The sequence below is a fragment of the Paraglaciecola hydrolytica genome, assembly GCF_001565895.1.
Taxonomy (GTDB): domain Bacteria; phylum Pseudomonadota; class Gammaproteobacteria; order Enterobacterales; family Alteromonadaceae; genus Paraglaciecola; species Paraglaciecola hydrolytica.
Genome location: NZ_LSNE01000007.1, coordinates 159,938 through 177,509, shown reverse-complemented (window position 1 = coordinate 177,509; position 17,572 = coordinate 159,938). Strand labels below are relative to the sequence as shown.

Annotated in this window: 21 protein-coding genes; 11 read left to right on the top strand and 10 right to left on the bottom strand. The window is 40.3% G+C overall.

Going from position 1 to position 17,572, the window contains the following annotated elements:
* Positions 1-164: 164 nt before the first annotated feature.
* The gene (gene murJ, locus AX660_RS14600; protein ID WP_068378233.1) at positions 165-1,724 is read right to left on the bottom strand and encodes a murein biosynthesis integral membrane protein MurJ; all 1,560 of its coding nucleotides are present in this window, start codon (positions 1,722-1,724) and stop codon (positions 165-167) included.
* Between the two features lie 254 nt (positions 1,725-1,978).
* Between murJ and rpsT the strand changes: the two genes are divergently transcribed.
* Positions 1,979-2,242 carry a 30S ribosomal protein S20 gene (gene rpsT, locus AX660_RS14595; RefSeq protein ID WP_068378232.1) on the top strand — a complete coding sequence of 88 codons (264 nt, stop codon included), beginning with the start codon at positions 1,979-1,981 and terminating at the stop codon, positions 2,240-2,242.
* A gap of 154 nt (positions 2,243-2,396) precedes the next feature.
* Here rpsT and AX660_RS14590 read toward each other — a convergent pair whose 3' ends face one another.
* From AX660_RS14590 to AX660_RS14580, 3 genes are read right to left on the bottom strand one after another with little or no spacing between them, the layout of a single operon-like run.
* Positions 2,397-2,843, bottom strand: a complete 447-nt coding sequence (locus AX660_RS14590; protein WP_068378230.1) for a flavodoxin — start codon at positions 2,841-2,843, stop codon at positions 2,397-2,399.
* Positions 2,844-2,868: 25 nt separating this feature from the next.
* A complete protein-coding gene (gene truC, locus AX660_RS14585; RefSeq protein WP_068378228.1) occupies positions 2,869-3,612 on the bottom strand; it encodes a tRNA pseudouridine(65) synthase TruC in 744 nt (247 codons plus the stop codon).
* Between the two features lie 4 nt (positions 3,613-3,616).
* On the bottom strand, positions 3,617-3,937 hold the full coding sequence (locus AX660_RS14580) for a YqcC family protein (RefSeq protein WP_068378226.1): 321 nt from the start codon (positions 3,935-3,937) through the stop codon (positions 3,617-3,619).
* Between the two features lie 91 nt (positions 3,938-4,028).
* Between AX660_RS14580 and AX660_RS14575 the strand changes: the two genes are divergently transcribed.
* Positions 4,029-5,048, top strand: a complete 1,020-nt coding sequence (locus AX660_RS14575; protein WP_068378225.1) for a DUF3549 family protein — start codon at positions 4,029-4,031, stop codon at positions 5,046-5,048.
* A complete protein-coding gene (locus AX660_RS14570) occupies positions 5,045-5,350 on the top strand; it encodes a DUF3301 domain-containing protein (RefSeq protein WP_068378223.1) in 306 nt (101 codons plus the stop codon). The genes AX660_RS14575 and AX660_RS14570 overlap by 4 nt, the downstream gene beginning before the upstream one ends.
* A gap of 40 nt (positions 5,351-5,390) precedes the next feature.
* Here AX660_RS14570 and AX660_RS14565 read toward each other — a convergent pair whose 3' ends face one another.
* Positions 5,391-6,257: a universal stress protein gene (locus AX660_RS14565; RefSeq protein ID WP_068378221.1), complete on the bottom strand. Its 867-nt coding sequence runs from the start codon at positions 6,255-6,257 to the stop codon at positions 5,391-5,393.
* 824 nt (positions 6,258-7,081) lie between these two features.
* Complete coding sequence (locus tag AX660_RS14560) at positions 7,082-7,726, bottom strand: GNAT family N-acetyltransferase (protein ID WP_068378219.1); 645 nt, start codon at positions 7,724-7,726, stop codon at positions 7,082-7,084.
* A 180-nt stretch (positions 7,727-7,906) separates the two neighbouring features.
* On the opposite strand from AX660_RS14560, the gene AX660_RS14555 reads away from it, so the two are divergent.
* Positions 7,907-8,137, top strand: a complete 231-nt coding sequence (locus tag AX660_RS14555) for a DUF2789 family protein (RefSeq protein ID WP_068378218.1) — start codon at positions 7,907-7,909, stop codon at positions 8,135-8,137.
* A gap of 24 nt (positions 8,138-8,161) precedes the next feature.
* Here AX660_RS14555 and AX660_RS14550 read toward each other — a convergent pair whose 3' ends face one another.
* Positions 8,162-8,542, bottom strand: a complete 381-nt coding sequence (locus AX660_RS14550) for a DUF3192 domain-containing protein (protein WP_327082857.1) — start codon at positions 8,540-8,542, stop codon at positions 8,162-8,164.
* Between the two features lie 213 nt (positions 8,543-8,755).
* On the opposite strand from AX660_RS14550, the gene AX660_RS14545 reads away from it, so the two are divergent.
* Complete coding sequence (locus tag AX660_RS14545) at positions 8,756-9,037, top strand: hypothetical protein (RefSeq protein ID WP_068378216.1); 282 nt, start codon at positions 8,756-8,758, stop codon at positions 9,035-9,037.
* 4 nt (positions 9,038-9,041) lie between these two features.
* Here the strand turns inward: AX660_RS14545 and syd are convergent, their stop codons facing one another.
* Entirely contained in the window at positions 9,042-9,605 is a 564-nt protein-coding gene (gene syd / locus AX660_RS14540; RefSeq protein WP_068378214.1) for a SecY-interacting protein, read from the bottom strand.
* A 152-nt stretch (positions 9,606-9,757) separates the two neighbouring features.
* Here syd and queF point away from each other — a divergent pair, with 152 nt between their 5' ends.
* The 5 genes from queF (at position 9,758) to AX660_RS14515 (ending at position 14,079) form a co-directional block, all read left to right on the top strand.
* Positions 9,758-10,597 carry an NADPH-dependent 7-cyano-7-deazaguanine reductase QueF gene (gene queF, locus AX660_RS14535; RefSeq protein WP_068378213.1) on the top strand — a complete coding sequence of 280 codons (840 nt, stop codon included), beginning with the start codon at positions 9,758-9,760 and terminating at the stop codon, positions 10,595-10,597.
* A gap of 48 nt (positions 10,598-10,645) precedes the next feature.
* The gene (gene ppnN / locus AX660_RS14530; protein ID WP_068378210.1) at positions 10,646-12,007 is read left to right on the top strand and encodes a nucleotide 5'-monophosphate nucleosidase PpnN; all 1,362 of its coding nucleotides are present in this window, start codon (positions 10,646-10,648) and stop codon (positions 12,005-12,007) included.
* A 108-nt stretch (positions 12,008-12,115) separates the two neighbouring features.
* On the top strand, positions 12,116-12,490 hold the full coding sequence (locus AX660_RS14525; RefSeq protein ID WP_068378209.1) for a DUF3192 domain-containing protein: 375 nt from the start codon (positions 12,116-12,118) through the stop codon (positions 12,488-12,490).
* 125 nt (positions 12,491-12,615) lie between these two features.
* Positions 12,616-13,623 carry an isocitrate dehydrogenase gene (locus tag AX660_RS14520; RefSeq protein WP_068378207.1) on the top strand — a complete coding sequence of 336 codons (1,008 nt, stop codon included), beginning with the start codon at positions 12,616-12,618 and terminating at the stop codon, positions 13,621-13,623.
* Between the two features lie 150 nt (positions 13,624-13,773).
* Positions 13,774-14,079, top strand: coding sequence for a ComEA family DNA-binding protein (locus tag AX660_RS14515; RefSeq protein WP_068378204.1), 306 nt, complete (start codon positions 13,774-13,776; stop codon positions 14,077-14,079).
* 43 nt (positions 14,080-14,122) lie between these two features.
* Here AX660_RS14515 and galU read toward each other — a convergent pair whose 3' ends face one another.
* Both galU and AX660_RS14505 read right to left on the bottom strand, forming a co-directional pair.
* Positions 14,123-15,016, bottom strand: a complete 894-nt coding sequence (galU, locus tag AX660_RS14510) for a UTP--glucose-1-phosphate uridylyltransferase GalU (protein ID WP_068378202.1) — start codon at positions 15,014-15,016, stop codon at positions 14,123-14,125.
* Positions 15,017-15,019: 3 nt separating this feature from the next.
* Positions 15,020-16,360: a UDP-glucose dehydrogenase family protein gene (locus tag AX660_RS14505; RefSeq protein WP_068378200.1), complete on the bottom strand. Its 1,341-nt coding sequence runs from the start codon at positions 16,358-16,360 to the stop codon at positions 15,020-15,022.
* A gap of 386 nt (positions 16,361-16,746) precedes the next feature.
* Here AX660_RS14505 and AX660_RS14500 point away from each other — a divergent pair.
* The coding region (locus tag AX660_RS14500) for an undecaprenyl-phosphate alpha-N-acetylglucosaminyl 1-phosphate transferase (protein WP_068378198.1) at positions 16,747-17,572 on the top strand (826 nt) is incomplete at its 3' end.

Sequence of the window (17,572 nt, the reverse complement as noted above, 5' to 3'; positions counted from 1 at the left end):
AGTACTAGCGGTAACTAGCTGTACAATGGTCTCTTGCCAGAGAAATCCAATGTACCCAAATAATATGGCATAGCATTGTTTCAAAGGCGCGGATTATATCGAACTGCGCCATGATTGAAAGTAGTTAGCTGCGACATATTGTTTTATTAGCCAGCACAACAACCTTAGCGCTGGGTGCTGAAACACTGTTTACGCACTCCCATCAACAATAAAGCAAGTAAAAACACGCTAAAACCAGCGGTGATAAGCAGCAATAATTGATAGATTTTATTTAGTAAAACAAACTGCACCCACTCAGCAGTTGAAGGACTGAGATAAATAACACTACAAGCCATCAACACCGACGCTATAACAATTTTAGCCAGCAATATTATGGTTTTCTGACTAGCGATATACACACCACGTTTGTGCAAGGCCCAGTACAATAAACCCGCGTTCATGGTTGCTGAAATCGAGGTTGCCATCGCCAAGCCGACATAGTCATAAGGCCATACTAAGATAAGATTAAACAGCATGTTGGCGGCCATACACCAGATGCCAAATTTAACCGGTGTTTTGGTATCTTGGCGTGAATAAAAGCCCGGAGCGAGCACTTTAACCAGCATAAAACTCAGAAGCCCAAAGGAGTAAGCCATCAAACTCGCTGCAGATTTACTGGCATCTAGCGGGCTAAACTCACCTCGCTGGAAGATGGTCAACAACATAGGTTCGGCAAGCACAAATAACCCCGTTGCGGCTGGAATACCTAATACACAAACCATTTTAACCGCCCAATCGATATTCGCTTGAAAGGCTTGATCGTCTTTAGCGACATGATTGCGTGATAAGGTGGGTAAAATAACCGTCGCTATGGCAATACCAAATAAACCAAGGGGAAACTCTAATAATCGGTCTGAATAATACAACCAAGCAATAGCGCCAGTGCCTAAAAAGCTGGCAATCATGGTATCGAGCAATAAGTTAAGTTGCCCTACTGATACCCCAAACAAAGCTGGGATCATTAAAGTTCTGACTTTTTTGATATCCGGATCTGACCATCCCCATCTAGGTCGCACTAATACACCAGCCTTAATCAGAAACGGAACTAAAAACAATAATTGGGTTAATCCTCCAATAAACACGCCCCAAGCGAGCGCAAAAGCAGGCTCTGAAAACTGATCAGATAGATAAATAGCACAACTAATTATACTAATATTGAGCAGTACTGGCGTAAAAGCCGCGGCACCAAATTTGTTGAGGGTATTAAGTATCGCCCCCGCCAAACCGGCTAATGAAATAAATAATAAGTAAGGAAAAGTAATTTTTAGCATCATTGATGCGAGTTCATATTTGAGCCCGTCAGGCCTGTCGTTGAGATATTCAACAAACCAACCTGAGGCAAATAAGGCCGCGAGTATGGGTGAAGCAATAACACCAATTAAGGCGACTATTGTTACAATGACACCAAGAGTGCCGGAAATTTTGCCAATAAATTGTCTTAAATGCTCCTCATCACCGGCATTTTTGACATCGGTCAGAACCGGTATAAAGGCTTGAGAAAAAGCGCCTTCAACAAACAAACGGCGTAAAAAGTTAGGAATTTTATTAGCTAAAAGAAAAATATCAGCATTGGCTCCAGCGCCCAATAAATTCGCTACCACGGCATCTCGCACTAAACCCAGAATGCGGGAAATAAAAGTCATAATACTGACTATCACACCGGACTTAAGTAATTTCCCCGACACCTAATACACCCGCTTACACAAAAGCCGTTATTATGCGTGAAGCGGCCCCAAACAGTCTATTAATTAGTAACTTATTCTAAATATGGAAAAAACCAAGCCCACAATTGGCCTGCAAACCAGTGGAGCTAATTAAATGATTCGTTAAAAGACTCAAACTTTGCTTATAAAACCCGCAAAACCATTTGACATAGGGCCTTGCTATCTGGATAATCCGCACCCTTGAATTTTGACTAGTATTTTTTGGGAGTTACAACTTGGCTAACATCAAGTCTGCTAAGAAACGTGCTATTACTTCGGAAAAGCGTCGCCAGCATAACGCTAGCCGTCGTTCTATGACACGTACATCTTTGAAAAAAGTAATCGCTGCGATTGCAACAGGTAACAAAGAAGCTGCACAAGCTGCTTTTGCTGCCGCAACACCTATTCTTGACCGTATGGCCACTAAAGGTTTGATCCACAAAAACAAAGCTGCTCGTCATAAGAGCCGTTTGTCTGCACAAATCAAAGCACTAGCTTAATTTTTGCATTGGATTATAAAAAAAGCGCCTTCAGGCGCTTTTTTAGTTTGCGTAATTTATCCCCCTCATCCTTGAAACTACACCTTTGCTGTTTGCACTCATTCATATGCTGCCGCGGGTAATTCCAATGATATGAGGTATTTTGGATATCGTTTTAACTTAAGTGACTTAACAAACTTTTTAGCCAATTTACCACTTCAACTTCTGGCTCTAAAGTTTCACAAGCATCAACTTCTAACAAATCCGCAATTGGCTTACCCTGTAATTCTATAAGCAACTCAAATATTTGCCTGCCTGCACCACAAAAACTGTCGTGATAACTACTGTCACCCAAGCCCGCAACGGCAAAAGGTTTGTTTGCCATTAATGGGAATGCTGAGCGTAAGTCTTCGATAAAAAACTCTAAATTGGGCGGAACGTCACCTTGCCCGGTGGTTGAACTAATCACAATCACACTACTTGCTGCTTGAAAATCTGCCACACTCGGATCTTTATAAATGTCCGCGTCTAAGCCATTGGCAGCTAACATAGTTTGCACATCTTCCGCCACATTTTGAGCGTTACCGTAAACACTCCCAACAAATATCCCAATTTTACTCATTGCCTAGTTTTTCCTCTGTATTTAATTAAGAAATCGTTTGTGTTAACAACTCACCACTTAAGTCCCAATGAGCCAACAACTCGGTTATATGGGCTGCAGGTGCACAATTAAAGCTGAGTTGTTGAAAGGTGATAGGGTGCATTATCTCCATTGTCTGACAGGTCAATGCTAGCCCTGAAAACCCATACTGTTGTTTTAAAAATTGATTATGTTTGCCATCACCGTGGGTAGTATCCCCAACGATGGGATGATTAATATGCCCCATATGTCGGCGCAATTGATGTTTACGCCCCGATTGGGGCTCAAGTGCCATCAAAGAATATCGAGCTGAAGGATAACGACTCACCGCAAAGGGCAGCTCAAAAGTCTGTAATCTACGATATGAGGTAAACGCTGTTTGTGGTTCTTTATCTTGTTTCGCGTTTTTATCGGCAATTTTATCAAGCTGCTCTTTGAGTGCATAATCGATATCACCCTGTTCTGGCGCATGTCCGCGCACAATCGCAATATAACGTTTATAAATTTGCTGAGCGCTAAATTGCTCCCCGAGTAATCGGGCGATCTCAGGACTTAAAGCAAAAACCAATACCCCAGAGGTAGGCCGATCCAAACGATGCACCGGAAATACGTGTTGATTAATCTGATCACGTACCAACTGCAAAGCAAATTGAGTTTCGTGTTTATCCAACATGCTACGATGCACTAATAAACCCGCAGGTTTGTCTATTGCGACTAAATAGTCGTCTTGATAAATAATATTTAAATTCAAAGGCTTATTCTGCAAAAAGTTGGTCTATCTGGCGAAGTATGGGCAAAATCAACTGCCGTTGTTTGAGCTCGCTAAAACATTGCTCGCCCATAGCATAAAGCCCCATTTGGTTGGGCAAAGGTTGTTTAAGTTGCATGCACTTGTTCAGTTTAGGGATAAAAATAAATTGTAACCATTTCTCAAATGCCATGCTATCACAGGCAAAAGGAGCGTTACTTAACATCGCTTGCTCTGTAGGAATACTTTCTGACCACAATGCAAGCTCACCCATAGCAGTTGCTAATTTTTGCAACTGTGTTTCGACTTCTCTTTGACTACGTGGCATGATCCCGCTTCTTTGTTATTAGGCCTGAACATGCAAATTAGTCCAGCCCTAAGTGAGCTACAATGCGCTACACAAAAGCGCCAAGGATAACATGAGTCAGATTAATTCCATCAGCGAATTTCTGCTGCACGCAGGCACAAACTATCGTATTTTTGATATGGGTAGAGCTATTCGTCCCATTACCAGCCAATTATTTTTAGATATTGAACTTGGCAATATTCCCGCACATTTTCCTCGGGCACAACATGCTTGGTTCGGTATTATTTTTTTCAATCCTACAGAGGCAAAAGAGCACTATATTTGGTTTATTAAATTACCTTTAGACGAACAAGGTTTGGTGCTCAATGCCGCTCGCCAGCAGTTTTTACAAATTGTTGTTGATGCCTTAGGCCAACAACTCGATAAAAACGCCAATAATCAATTACCTGAAAATCCCTATACTTTTGTGCCAGCTCAACAACAAAGAGCGGATTTTAATAGCTTGAGTCGACTGTCACTGGTTTTACCTCCTTCTCAATACTATGCATTAGCCGCACAATATGTGAAAAACCCACAAGTTGTTGAGTGGCAAAATCTGTCTATACAAGGCATCGCTGACCTCGTTGCATATATCCAGCAAGAGCAACTAGAAGATACATTAATCGCGCAGTTTCAATATTTTTCGCCTGAAGTACAGCTCGCTTTTTGTCAGTCTTTTGAAAACCACTGCATCACTACAAAATGCAGCAACATGCTACTAGATTGGTGGCACAACGGTGCAACCACACAAGAAAGGTTGCTCGCTCTACTAAGAGCCCTGAGCCAAAGTAATGAACAATCTCTGCTAAATAGCTTTATTCAACAGTTGTTAGAACAAGAAGATTGGCTCAGCCAAGATGTGCTGATTTTACTCGCCGCACGTCATTGGCAACGTTTAGATAAACTTAACTTAATGCGGGACTTTATGCATAAATTGGCTGAGAGTGGTAGTGGCTTGTTTGTCGCATTATTTCGAGACCTCGTGCTAATACCCGACACCAGAGATCAAATGCTGAAGCTCTTACGTTGCCCAGATAAACCACTTAGCCTAACCATTGCCATTGAACACCTGTTTGCGAGCCAAAACCTATGAATTTATTTGATCTAATAGTGCTGCTGATTATTGTCATCACCTCAGTCCTTTTTTGGCGTTTTCGTTCCATGGCAGAAATTGCCAACAGCCATTTGACTGACTACTGTGAAAGACAAAACTTACAATTATTGAGTGTCGCTCGCAGCAAAACCAAGCTTGGCAGTTATCGTGGAAAACTAGACATACATTGTGAGTTTACTTTCGAATTTTCAGGTAATGGTGAAGATAGTTATAGCGGAGTATTAAGCATGGTAGGTTCAAAAATACTCGATCTTTATACTCCTGCATATCGAGTACATTAATATTCTAGCGGGCAGGTAAAACGCCCGCCCGCTCAAATTGTTAGGGCTTGATCACCAATACATCACATACCATATTACTGACAAGGTTCGCCGCGGTATCACCAAACAAGCGATCCATAATGCCATGATCAGCATTGTTACCAATCACCACTAACTCTGCATTTAAACGCGCTGCAGCATCAGGAATAGCAAAATCAGGGGTACCCGACACTATATGCAAAGAGTGCTCAGATAAGGTCAAACCAGCCAGATATGATTGAATCAGTTCTTGATGTTGGCCTTGCACACTGGTGGTTCGTTTAAATTGACCAGACTTTTCAACTTCAAATGACATCGAACATACTTCGCCAAAGAAACAATCAATCACGTGCAATTGCCCAGATAAAATCCTCGCCAGCTGATCGCCACTTGCGAGTATATCCACATTAAGCTTATGATTAATTTCACTTTTATCATCAATATCTAGACAACATAATACCTCAATGTCTTCATCCCAGAGCCTTGGTTTGACTATCCATACGGGGCAAGGACAGTCAGTGACAAAATAACGTTCAGTTTTGCCACGAAAAATGCCATTGAGAAATTTATGTTCGGTATTGGATTTTAAAATAACATCACATTGGTTGGCTTCAAGAAAGCGACCAAATTCTTGAGTATCAAAACCATTCAGATTGAAAACAATGCTTAACTCAATATCATAATTAAACCCTGCAAAACACTCTCGAATTGCACTTGACTGTTGCTCTTGCCACTCATCTCGATTTTGTGTACTGGTTGATTTTTCAATCTTGCTCTGGCGATAAACCGTCAGCTTGTTCAGTTCTTGTCCCAAACAAGTCAGTGCACGTTTGAGTGCTGCCATATTTTGATGTTTATCTTCTATCAACACTACAGCATGTTTAAACATTGTCATTAGCCCCTTTGTGAGACAAGCAATCGCCCCAACTGAAATTTATACTTGGCAAAACATCTATGCAGTTTAGCTGATTAAAAGACGAGGAGTAAAACAGAATTAATGGCTAAGATATTGAATGTATTTAAATATTATCAAAAGTGCAGGTATTTAGGGGGCGCTTAATGAAAGCAAACAAAAAAGGCGCACTCTGAAGTCTATTCAAAATGCGCCTGTTTGTTGAATTTTGAGAATCCGTCTCTGCTATCCATTGCAAAATCTATCCTGACAATATCCTTATTACGCCCTTTCCCTCGTTCTCACTTTCCTAATGAGGCGCTAATCCAGCGTGTCCTTTGTCCTTTCATCTCGTTCATCCTTAACGAGGCACCATCCTAGGTGAGTCCACTATCCCTTGCTTATAGCCTAATAAGCTAGCATCCCTGTTATCCAATCCTTTATCTATTCTCCGAATAGACTAGGCATCCAACCTATCCTTTTTTAATTCCTTTTTAGGTAAACCCTTTACCTGTGACTTCAATCCCGAAGTTGTCCTAGTTCATCCCTGTGTCTTCCTGACTCATCGTGTGTCCTTGTGACGGGTTAACTATAAATCAATCAGCTAAGTTTACTAGAGAGGCAAAATTATCTATACGAGGAAAAAGGGTAAGCAAGGATAGGATCAAAAATTAAATCAATAAAAAACAATAAGTTAATTTAAACACTAAGCAGATAACGTAAGTTTTTTACGCATTTACTTACAGCTATGTACGAGATCTCTTACACAGCTGATAGGTAATCACCTAGTTGAAGATATAAGGAAAAATGTTGTGACAACCTCATTTTCTATGCCTGAACATTATATGTCCTTTAATTCGCCCCACTTGTAACTCTTCAATTAATTGGTAATCACCGTCGGCAAAAAACGACAAACACTTAGGTAAGGTAACAAACATACCTACACCTTCACTTTTAGGGTCTTCCAACATTACGCTGTCGATGGCACTCATTAATACATGGCCTAAACCATGGTGTTGTTGATCAGGATGCACACCAATAAAAGACAACATATGAAAATAGCTACTTGGCATGTGTTCACGTACCACAGATTCTTTTTCAATCATTTGTTTGGTACCAAGAAACCCTGCAGTTAATAGCATTTTCAAACGCCAGTGCCAAAATCGATTTGGCTCCAACGTAGTGCTTGGCTCAATTAAACAGGCAACAGCTAATAACCTATCGTTGTCAAACAGGCCAATCATAGGTTGTTTAGTTTGCCAAAAAGCATTCAGTTCTTCACGAATTGCCGAACGTAGACGTGATTCATAACCTTCTTTTTCTACTTCAAAAATATTAAGAAACAAAGGATCATCATGATAAGCAAGGTACAAAATAGATGCTGCAATTTTTAAATCTTCTGCCGTTAAAAATATTGCTTTTATATTACTGATATCAGCCACTTGAGCCTCACATGATGTCGACATTTACACTATCCATGATGATTTTTTACCACTGTATCCTAACCTTTTGCACTTGTTAACTGTATGATTAACATTTTATTAATATTTGCAACTTTGCCCAAAATAATTGGAATTGTGCGGCGGCTAATGAGTACAGCCAATAAACGTGCATTGCAAGGATAAAGGGCTTAACGGAGAGGAATAATGGAACATAACCATACGGCTTTAAGCGATCTATTTGCTCAACTCGGTTTGTCAGCAGACCAGGAAGCAATAACTGAATTTGTACAAAAAAATGCGGGGTTACCTGCTGAGATAAAAATTGAAAATGCCCCTATCTGGACTAAACAACAGGCGGCGTTTTTGCGCTCAGCCCTAGCAGAGGACGCTGAGTGGGCTGAAGTGATTGATCAACTTAACGCACTACTACGTTAAGTTGTTCCAATTTCTGACTTTACACTAATGATTTTTTATTAAGCTGTAGGCTGTATCGCCCCAGCCTGCTAACAAGCCATTTTTAAAAATTAATGGGGTACATTCGTCTTTGGTTGTGACGCCATCCCCGGAAATGCGCTGGGTTCTGAAAAAGAGGATTTGAAATTTATCACCTGCTTTTTCATAATATTCATTAAAATCAGGAGTACCAAGGCGCATCGAGATGTCATGTAAACTTAGATCAGGCTCCAGTTTGGCGATAACCCCACGATTTTTTTGCTCTTTATCTTGCCAGTCTGAGTTGTGACCGTATTTACCATCGCCGTCAACTGAGATAACACAACCACTCAAACAAAGTGATGATCCTATAATGGCTGCCACAATTAACTTTTGCATGTTTCCCATGAAACTCTCCCATAAATCATTTTATAAAATGTCATTTTTGTCGCAAAATGTCGGGACTGAATAAATGCCCAACATTTTATTCAGGATTGACATATTCAAAATTGAGGCCATAAAGATAAGCATTTGATTTTACATAACTTATCTTATTTTCTGTATAAACAATAATTAATCACATAGTGAAAAACAAAACTTTTTGGGGATATTGACCACATAATGCAAAATGCACATTATCTTATAACTCTGTGTCAACGACTCCACCAAATGGGTAAAAAGCCCTCAGTGGCGCTTATACGCCAATATGCTGATCGCTCATTAGCCATACCAGAAATTGTTAAAGCATTGCAAAGCTGGAAAGTCAGTCCGGCATTGAGTATTGAAGAAGAGCAAACCACCGCACCATCCACCACAGAATCGTCTCTTGAAGCGCGTGTGAGCACTTTAGAAACACTGGTAGCTCAACTAAGTGCACAGCTCGAAGCCCTGCACAAACCTTAATATTTTAACTGGCAATCACAGGCTCAATCGACGATAAAAAACTGGCGATATCTGGAGCAATTACTTGTTTGGGTTCTAGCCCTATTTGCTCTAATACCACCTCGCCACTCATATTCTTTACTGACAGAATAAAATCTTCCTCTTCGGTTAGGGCAAAAAATATCGTTTCTGTTTGTTTTAAACGTCGTTTCATCAATATGTGGCCAATCAGATTTTGTTGCAGTCGTTCAAAATCTGCTTCATTCCACAGTTGGATCAGCTCCAATTTTCCAGAGGCATGTTGTGCTGATAAATGCTCGCTCCAGTAACATTGATAATAGGTGCTGATACTCGGATGCAGTTGTAAATCCAAGGCTTTTTCAAAATCATGCCAAATTAAAGGTTTATGTTGTTTAACTGGTTGCCACGAGACTAACCCACCTGCTTCACCTAATGATCCCTGCGGTATGTAACATAATGAAGGCCAAGCAGGATCATATTCAATTTGTAATGCTGAATTTATTGAACGACTTGTCTGCAAAAATTTATCGATAAAACCATTCATTGCATCAATAACTGCTTGTGCCATATTTCACCTAAGACTGAAAATAAAAGGCGAATTTATCATTTATCTTCATGGAGCGGTATTAATCAGAAAAATCGGATCCATTTGTTTTCGCTGTTTCGGTTGTAAGCTAAACTACTAAATACTTTGGTAAACAATGATTTAAAAAAACAGTAATGGATAATCAAGCAGATAAAGCCCGTATTTTAGCCTCGCTCAGTTTAGGCAAAACAACCCCATACACAGAAACCTATAGCCCAGAGCTATTACAAGGTGTGCCTCGTAGCCTAAATAGAGATGACCTCAATTTAGCTGATGACTTACCTTTTCAAGGCGTTGATCGTTGGAATGGTTATGAATTGTCGTGGCTTAATGCCAAAGGCAAACCTCAAGTAGCCATTCTGCAATGCGAAGTACCTGCCAGCTCGTCCAACTTAATTGAGTCCAAATCCTTTAAACTGTATTTGAACAGTTTTAATCAAAGTAAATTTGCCTCGTTAACACAAGTGCAAAACATCATTAGCCAAGATTTATCGGCTTGCGCCAAAGAGCCAGTCAAAGTCATAATACTCAGCCCTCAAGAATTTTCATCTTTAACACTTTCAACCTTAGATGCACTATCTTTGGATGAACTGGACATAGAGGTTAGCGAGTACCAACTTAATCCAGAGGTACTGTTTAGCAGTGATGAGTGGGTTGAAGAAAGCCTCTGTAGTGATTTACTTAAGTCCAATTGTTTAATTACAAACCAACCCGACTGGGGCAGTGTTTTTATTCGTTATCAAGGGAATAAAATTGATCACGAAGCCCTGCTGCGTTATTTGATTTCGTTCAGGCAACATAATGAATTCCACGAACAGTGTGTTGAGCGTATCTTTTGTGACATTATGCGTTATTGCAGCCCCAATTTGCTGACAGTGTATGCACGTTATACCCGTCGTGGTGGCTTAGATATCAATCCGTTTCGCAGCAACTTTGAAAGTATTTATCCAGAATTCCGACTGGCGCGACAGTAATCAACCGGCAAGCCATTAAGGCTCTTTTTCTTTTTAGTGAGAAATATCATGCATAGCATACAACTGAATCCATTGGGCTCGATGAGCCAGTTATCCCAGCTCGAAGTTGACTCACTCAGTAAATCTGCCGATGGTGAACTCTATCAATTGTTCCGCAACTGCTGTTTAGCTGTGCTGTATAGCGGTGCTGAAATCGATAATTGCGAAAACATTTTTGAACCCCATCATGATTTTGATATCAAGCTGATCAGTCGGGAGCGCGGGGTAAAAATAGAACTGATTAACCCCCCAGCTCAAGCTTTTGTAGACGGAAAATTGATCAAGGGCGTACATGAGCATATTTTTGCCGTGCTACGCGACCTACTGCACATTGGCGCTAAATACGCATTAAACAAACATTTAGGTAACGATGACAGTGCTTATATCACCAACTCTGTGTTTGACATGTTGCGCCACGCTCAAGCCCTTAAAAATACAGCAGAACTTAATCTGGTTGTTTGCTGGGGTGGCCATTCTATTGGTGAAATTGAATATCAATATACCAAAGAAGTGGGTTATCAATTGGGGCTTAGGGAGCTCAATATCTGTACAGGTTGTGGACCGGGCGCCATGAAGGGCCCAATGAAAGGTGCGACTATAGGCCATGCCAAACAGCGTTACAAAAATGTGCGCTATTTAGGTATTACCGAGCCGAGTATTATTGCAGCAGAGCCACCTAATGCCATTGTTAATGAATTAGTGATTATGCCTGACATTGAAAAACGCTTAGAAGCCTTTGTCAGAATGTCCCATGCCATTATCATCTTCCCAGGCGGAGCAGGTACCGCGGAAGAACTATTGTACTTAATTGGTATTATGCTCAATGAACAAAACAAAGAGCAAATCTTGCCGGTGATCCTAACAGGCCCTGAACAAAGTAAGGCCTATTTTGAATCTTTGGATAACTTTATCGGCTTAACCTTAGGCAAAGAAGCACAAAGTCTCTACGAAATTATTGTTGGTGACCCAGCCAGAGTCGCCAGTACCATTAAACAAAAACAAGCCTTGGTTAAAAATTACCGCAAAGCAACGGGTGACTCATTTGATTACAATTGGTCACTAAAAATATTACCGCAATTCCAACAACCTTTTATTCCCACTCACAAAAATATGGCAGGCCTGAATTTACATTTTGACCAACCTAAAGCAGAATTAGCCGCTAACCTACGCAAAGCTTTTTCGGGCATAGTAGCTGGCAATGTAAAAGCTGAAGGTGTGAAATTGATAAGAGAAAAAGGTCCGTTTCAGTTGCACGGTGACAAAGCCTTAATGGACTTAATGGATACCTTGTTAGAATCTTTTGTCAAACAACAAAGGATGAAACTGCCTGGTTCTGACTATCAACCTTGTTATCAAGTAATTAAAGAGTAGGTGTGAGCATTTTAGGGTAAAGCAGCTTAATTTTGCGCTTAACACCCATACATTCTCGCTCAAATAAAATACAATTCGACATAGACAGAATAATAAAATTGGTAATTAATGAATAATAAAATTGCATTTAGAATTGGTTTAGGCGTATTTGCATACGCCATTTTTGTGGTCGCTGTTTTGACTTTTTATCCAGACAAACCAGAAGATATGGACTGGAAAGATCGCGAAGAATTTAACAAAGTTCAAGTAAGTAAACTCGAATTAGGTTTGAACAAACAAGCTATTCTTACCTTACTGGGCAGTCCAGATATCAGCGAAGCCAAACGCATTGGCGAAAAAGAGCTGCAAGTCATGTTTTATCGTACCCAACATAAACAATCTGACGGCATCACCACAGCAGATGAATGCACTCCCCTGCTGTTTGTTAATGGTCAGTTGATCGCTTGGGGTGATAGCGCATACCAAAGCTATATTGATGGCTAATTTATAAGTCTGTCGCCATTCACTAGAAAAAAATGCTTAAAAATGCTATAACACGCGCCCTCAAAATAGTAGGTTGAGTGTCATTAGCATTCAATTTATAAGCTACTCCAACGACAGGAATATATATGAGCAAGCAACGTATCACCGTTATCCGTGGCGACGGAATTGGCCCCGACATTATTGACTCAGCGCTGCAAGTACTGGCAAAAGTCGGTTGTGATTTCGAATATGACTTCGCCGATGCTGGACTGGTTGCTTTAGAAAATCATGGCGAATTATTGCCTCAAACGACACTCGATTTAATTTCCCAAAATAGGATCGCGCTCAAAGGTCCTCTCACCACACCAGTAGGTGAAGGCTTTACGTCGATTAATGTTAGTCTGCGCAAAAAATTCCAGCTTTACGCTAACCTCAGACCGGTTATCTCATTTAAAGGTACTAAGGCGCGCTACCAGGATATCGATATTGTAACCGTCAGAGAAAATACCGAAGGCATGTATTGTGGCTTGGGCCAAATAGTCTCGGAAGATGGCAGTGAAGCTCAGGCACTGAGTAAAATCACTCGAGTAGGTGCTGAACGTATTGTGGTTTACGCCTATGAGTTAGCGCGCCGCGATGGCCGTAAGAAAGTCACCGTAGTGCATAAAGCGAATATTCTTAAATCTACATCGGGTTTATTTTTAAAAGTTGCCAGAGAAGTCGCGCTGCGCTATCCAGACATTGAATCTACCGAGATGATAGTTGATAACGCATGCATGCAATTAGTGATGAATCCCCATCAGTTTGATGTGATTGTAACCACCAATTTGTTCGGCGATATATTATCTGACCTGTGTGCAGGTTTAGTTGGAGGTTTAGGTATGGCGCCGGGCGCTAATATCGGCGAAGACTGTGCCATTTTTGAAGCAGTACACGGCTCCGCGCCAGATATTGCAGGTAAAAACCTAGCTAATCCAACGTCAGTTATTCTTGCTGCAGTACAAATGCTTGAATACTTAAAAATGGGCACAGAAGCTGAAAAAATAAAACAAGCTCTTAAACAAGTGATCGAAACAGGTGACCGTACCACTCGCGACTTAGGTGGTGTGCACGGAACTAGCGATTTCACGCAAGCACTACTAGAACGTTTATAAACCCTCTGAATGCTGGTATTATTTTTATACCAGCACTTAATCTCAAACCAGAAATATATTTACCGTCGACTCTTTACCTAATTTATCTCCTGAACTAATGTTTTGTTGATGCATTCGCATCTTCAAGGATCTATTAACAAGGAATATTTTATGAAAAAAATCTTCTCTGTATTACTCATATCCGCCACATTTTTATTACCCGTTTCCGGTTTTGTATTAGCAGACTCTGCAACAGACAAAACAAAAGCGGTGCAAATGAAAGTGCAAAAAATCAACTTAAATACTGCATCATTAGACGAGTTGACGACGTTACCGGGTATAGGCGAGAAAAAAGCGGCAGCCATTATCGAGTATCGTGAAAAATTTGGTAAATTCACTTCGCTTGAACAATTGGCGGAAGTTAAAGGAATAGGTACAAAAATGCTTGAAAAACTGCAGGATAAAATCAGTATTTAGAGCAATAAAGTAGCTCGGTATCAATACCGAGCTACTTTCAAGATTATAATTCTAAACCTTTCAGAAAGGCCCTAAAATCAGTACCCAATTCAGGATGGCGTAAAGCATATTCAACATTCGCTGTCATATAACCAAGTTTACTACCACAGTCATGACTACGACCTTTCATATAATATGCATCAACTTGCTCGGTTTTCATCAAAGTTGAAATAGCATCAGTTAGTTGAACCTCATCACCCGCACCTGGGGGCGTGAATTCAAGTAGATCCCAAATCTCTCCAGACAAAACATAGCGCCCTACCACGGCAAGATCAGATGGTGCATCCTCTAAATCAGGTTTTTCAACCATATTATAGATTTTGCCAGACTCGCCCGGTTTTAACGATAAACCCTCAAGATCGACAATGCCATATTTGCTGACATCTTGTTGAGGCACTTGCTCAACCATTATTTGGCTAACACGGCTAGTATTAAATTTAGCGACCATATCAGCCAAGTTATCCTTTTTCGGATTACTAGTATATTCATCAATAATAACGTCGGGTAATACCACTGCAAAAGGTGCATCACCTACCATAGGGCGAGCACATAAAACGGCATGACCTAAACCTTTAGCAACACCTTGTCGCACATGCATAATAGTCACGTCTTTAGGGCAAATGGCTTTTACCGCCTCTAATAACTGACGTTTAACCCTTTTTTCAAGGGTTGCTTCAAGCTCAAAACTAGTATCAAAGTGGTTTTCAATACTGTTTTTACTGGCATGTGTCACCAATATAATTTCTTTAATGCCAGCAGCAACACACTCTGCCACTACGTACTGAATAAGCGGCTTATCCACCACAGGTAACATTTCTTTAGGAATTGCTTTCGTTGCTGGCAACATTCTAGTGCCAAGTCCTGCAACAGGAATAACGGCTTTTTTCACTTGACTCATTTTTTAATGCTCCTTAACAGATAACCCACGTCCAATTGCATAATAATGCAAGCCATATTCCAGCATGAGTTTTGGCTCAAATAAATTTCGACCATCAAAGATTAATGGCAAACTCAACTTACTTTTTATCAAATCAAAATCTGGTGCTCTGAATGCTTGCCATTCAGTACAAATCACCAAAAAGTCAGCACCTTCAAGCGCGGCTTCTTTGGTACCCATCAACGACAGTTCAGGACGGCTACCATAAATACGCTGAGTTTCTTCCATAGCCTCAGGATCAAAGGCTTTTACCTTAGCTCCCGCAGCCCATAATTTTTCCATCAATACCCGACTTGATGCCTCGCGCATATCATCCGTATTAGGTTTAAACGATAAGCCCCACAACGCGACCGTTTTACCCGCCACATCACCATTAAAATGGCGCAGGATATATTCAAATAGTTTCTCTTTTTGTGCGTAGTTTACCGCTTCCACTGCTTCTAATACCTTAGCAGTGTAACCAACACTTTGAGCACTGCGAGCTAAAGCCTGCACATCTTTGGGGAAACATGAACCACCGTAACCACAACCCGGATAAATAAACTGATAACCAATACGTGGATCAGAACCTATACCTTTGCGCACATTTTCGATGTCAGCGCCTAACAGCTCAGCTAGGTTGGCCATTTCATTCATAAAGCTGATTTTAGTGGCTAACATACAGTTGGCGGCATACTTTGTTAGTTCTGCACTACGGATATCCATTACGATGATTTTATCGTGATTGCGATTAAAGGGTGAGTATAACTCGCGCAGCTTTTTCTCTGCTTTAGCACTATCGGTACCCAAAATAATGCGGTCAGGGCGCATGCAATCGTTCACTGCAGCACCTTCTTTTAGAAACTCAGGATTAGACACCACATCAAAAGTGGCAGTTTTACCTAATTGCGTCAAAGTCTCGTCAATTTTCGCTTTAACCCGGTCAGCAGTACCTACAGGCACAGTCGACTTATTGATGACTATTTTATGTTTTGTCATGTGAGTAGCAATGGTTTTTGCCACTGCTAGTACATATTTTAAATCGGCTGAACCATCCTCATCAGGAGGGGTACCGACCGCAATAAAGATAACTTCTCCATGTTCTACACCTCTGGCAGCATCGGTGGTGAAATCAACTCGCCCTGCTTCATAGTTGCTTTTAACTAACGGAGTCAGGCCCGGCTCAAAAATAGGAATATGCCCTTGTTTTAGCTTATCAACTTTATTTTGATCCACATCGATACACACCACATCATGGCCAACTTCAGCCATAACAGCAGCCTGCACCAAGCCAACATAACCAATCCCGAATACTGTTACTTTCATATTCTTAATTATCCTTATTAAAATTTGTTTGATCATCGCCCAAGTCGATGAAGATATCAACGCAGTTAACTTGTGAAAATTGAGAACTAAGCTATAAATGTTTTTTAACACTAACATTTACACTTTAAAAAATTATAATTTGATCCATTTTGTAAAGTCATATTGAACATCAAACGGTAATAACCTAAAATCCTCACCCGATAAGGATGTCATTTATAAACGCCCTCCAATATTCATAAGGTAATGTTTTCATGAACTTTTCCTATTTACCAATAAATAATAATTAGGGTTTGACCTTGCTAAGTATAATTTCAATTTCATTGTTCGCATTTATCACTTGTTTTTCCTGTGTTTTAACTTTTCGTCCTATCGCAATAGGTGTAGGTTTGGTAGACAAACCTAACGGGAGAAAACAGCACAATGGTGAAATTCCCATAGTGGGAGGTTTAGCCATTTACATAGCAGTGATTTTTAGTAGCTTTTTGTTCATTCAATTAGACTCCAATTATACCCTCTATCTTATTTCAACATCATTTATGGTACTGATTGGAGCATTAGATGATTTCTATGACCTAGATGCAGGCCTACGATTAATAGCCCAATTTCTAATCGCCTCATTAATGGTATTTGGTGCAAATTTATATATTTCCGATTTAGGTGACTTATTCGGAAACGGGAATTTACAACTAGGTGTATTTAGCCAAATTTTTACACTTTTAGCTGTCGTTGCAGCGATAAATGCTTTTAATATGATGGATGGAGTAGATGGCTTAGTAGGGACTTTGAGTATAAATGCGTTTATTTCTATTGCGTTTTTAGCATTTGTATCCGAAGTGGCATTTGATACGGAGTTACCTGCAATATTTTTGGGAGCAATAATCGCATTTTTGTTTTTTAATTTTGGGGTGATAAAAAAGGGGAAATATAAAATATTTATGGGTGACGCTGGCAGTATGTTAATTGGTCTAACTATAATTTGGCTACTAACGTATTCCACACAAACCGAGAACTCTATCATGAAACCAATTTCTGCGGTTTGGATAATTGCAGTGCCAATCATTGATATGTTTTCTGTAATGTTAAGACGAATATCCGCTGGATACTCCCCATTGAGAGCCAGCAGAGACCATCTTCACCATTTTATATTAAGTAAAGGGTTTGATAATAGAAAAACAACTCTCATAATTGGGTTTGGCTCCGCAATATTGAGTG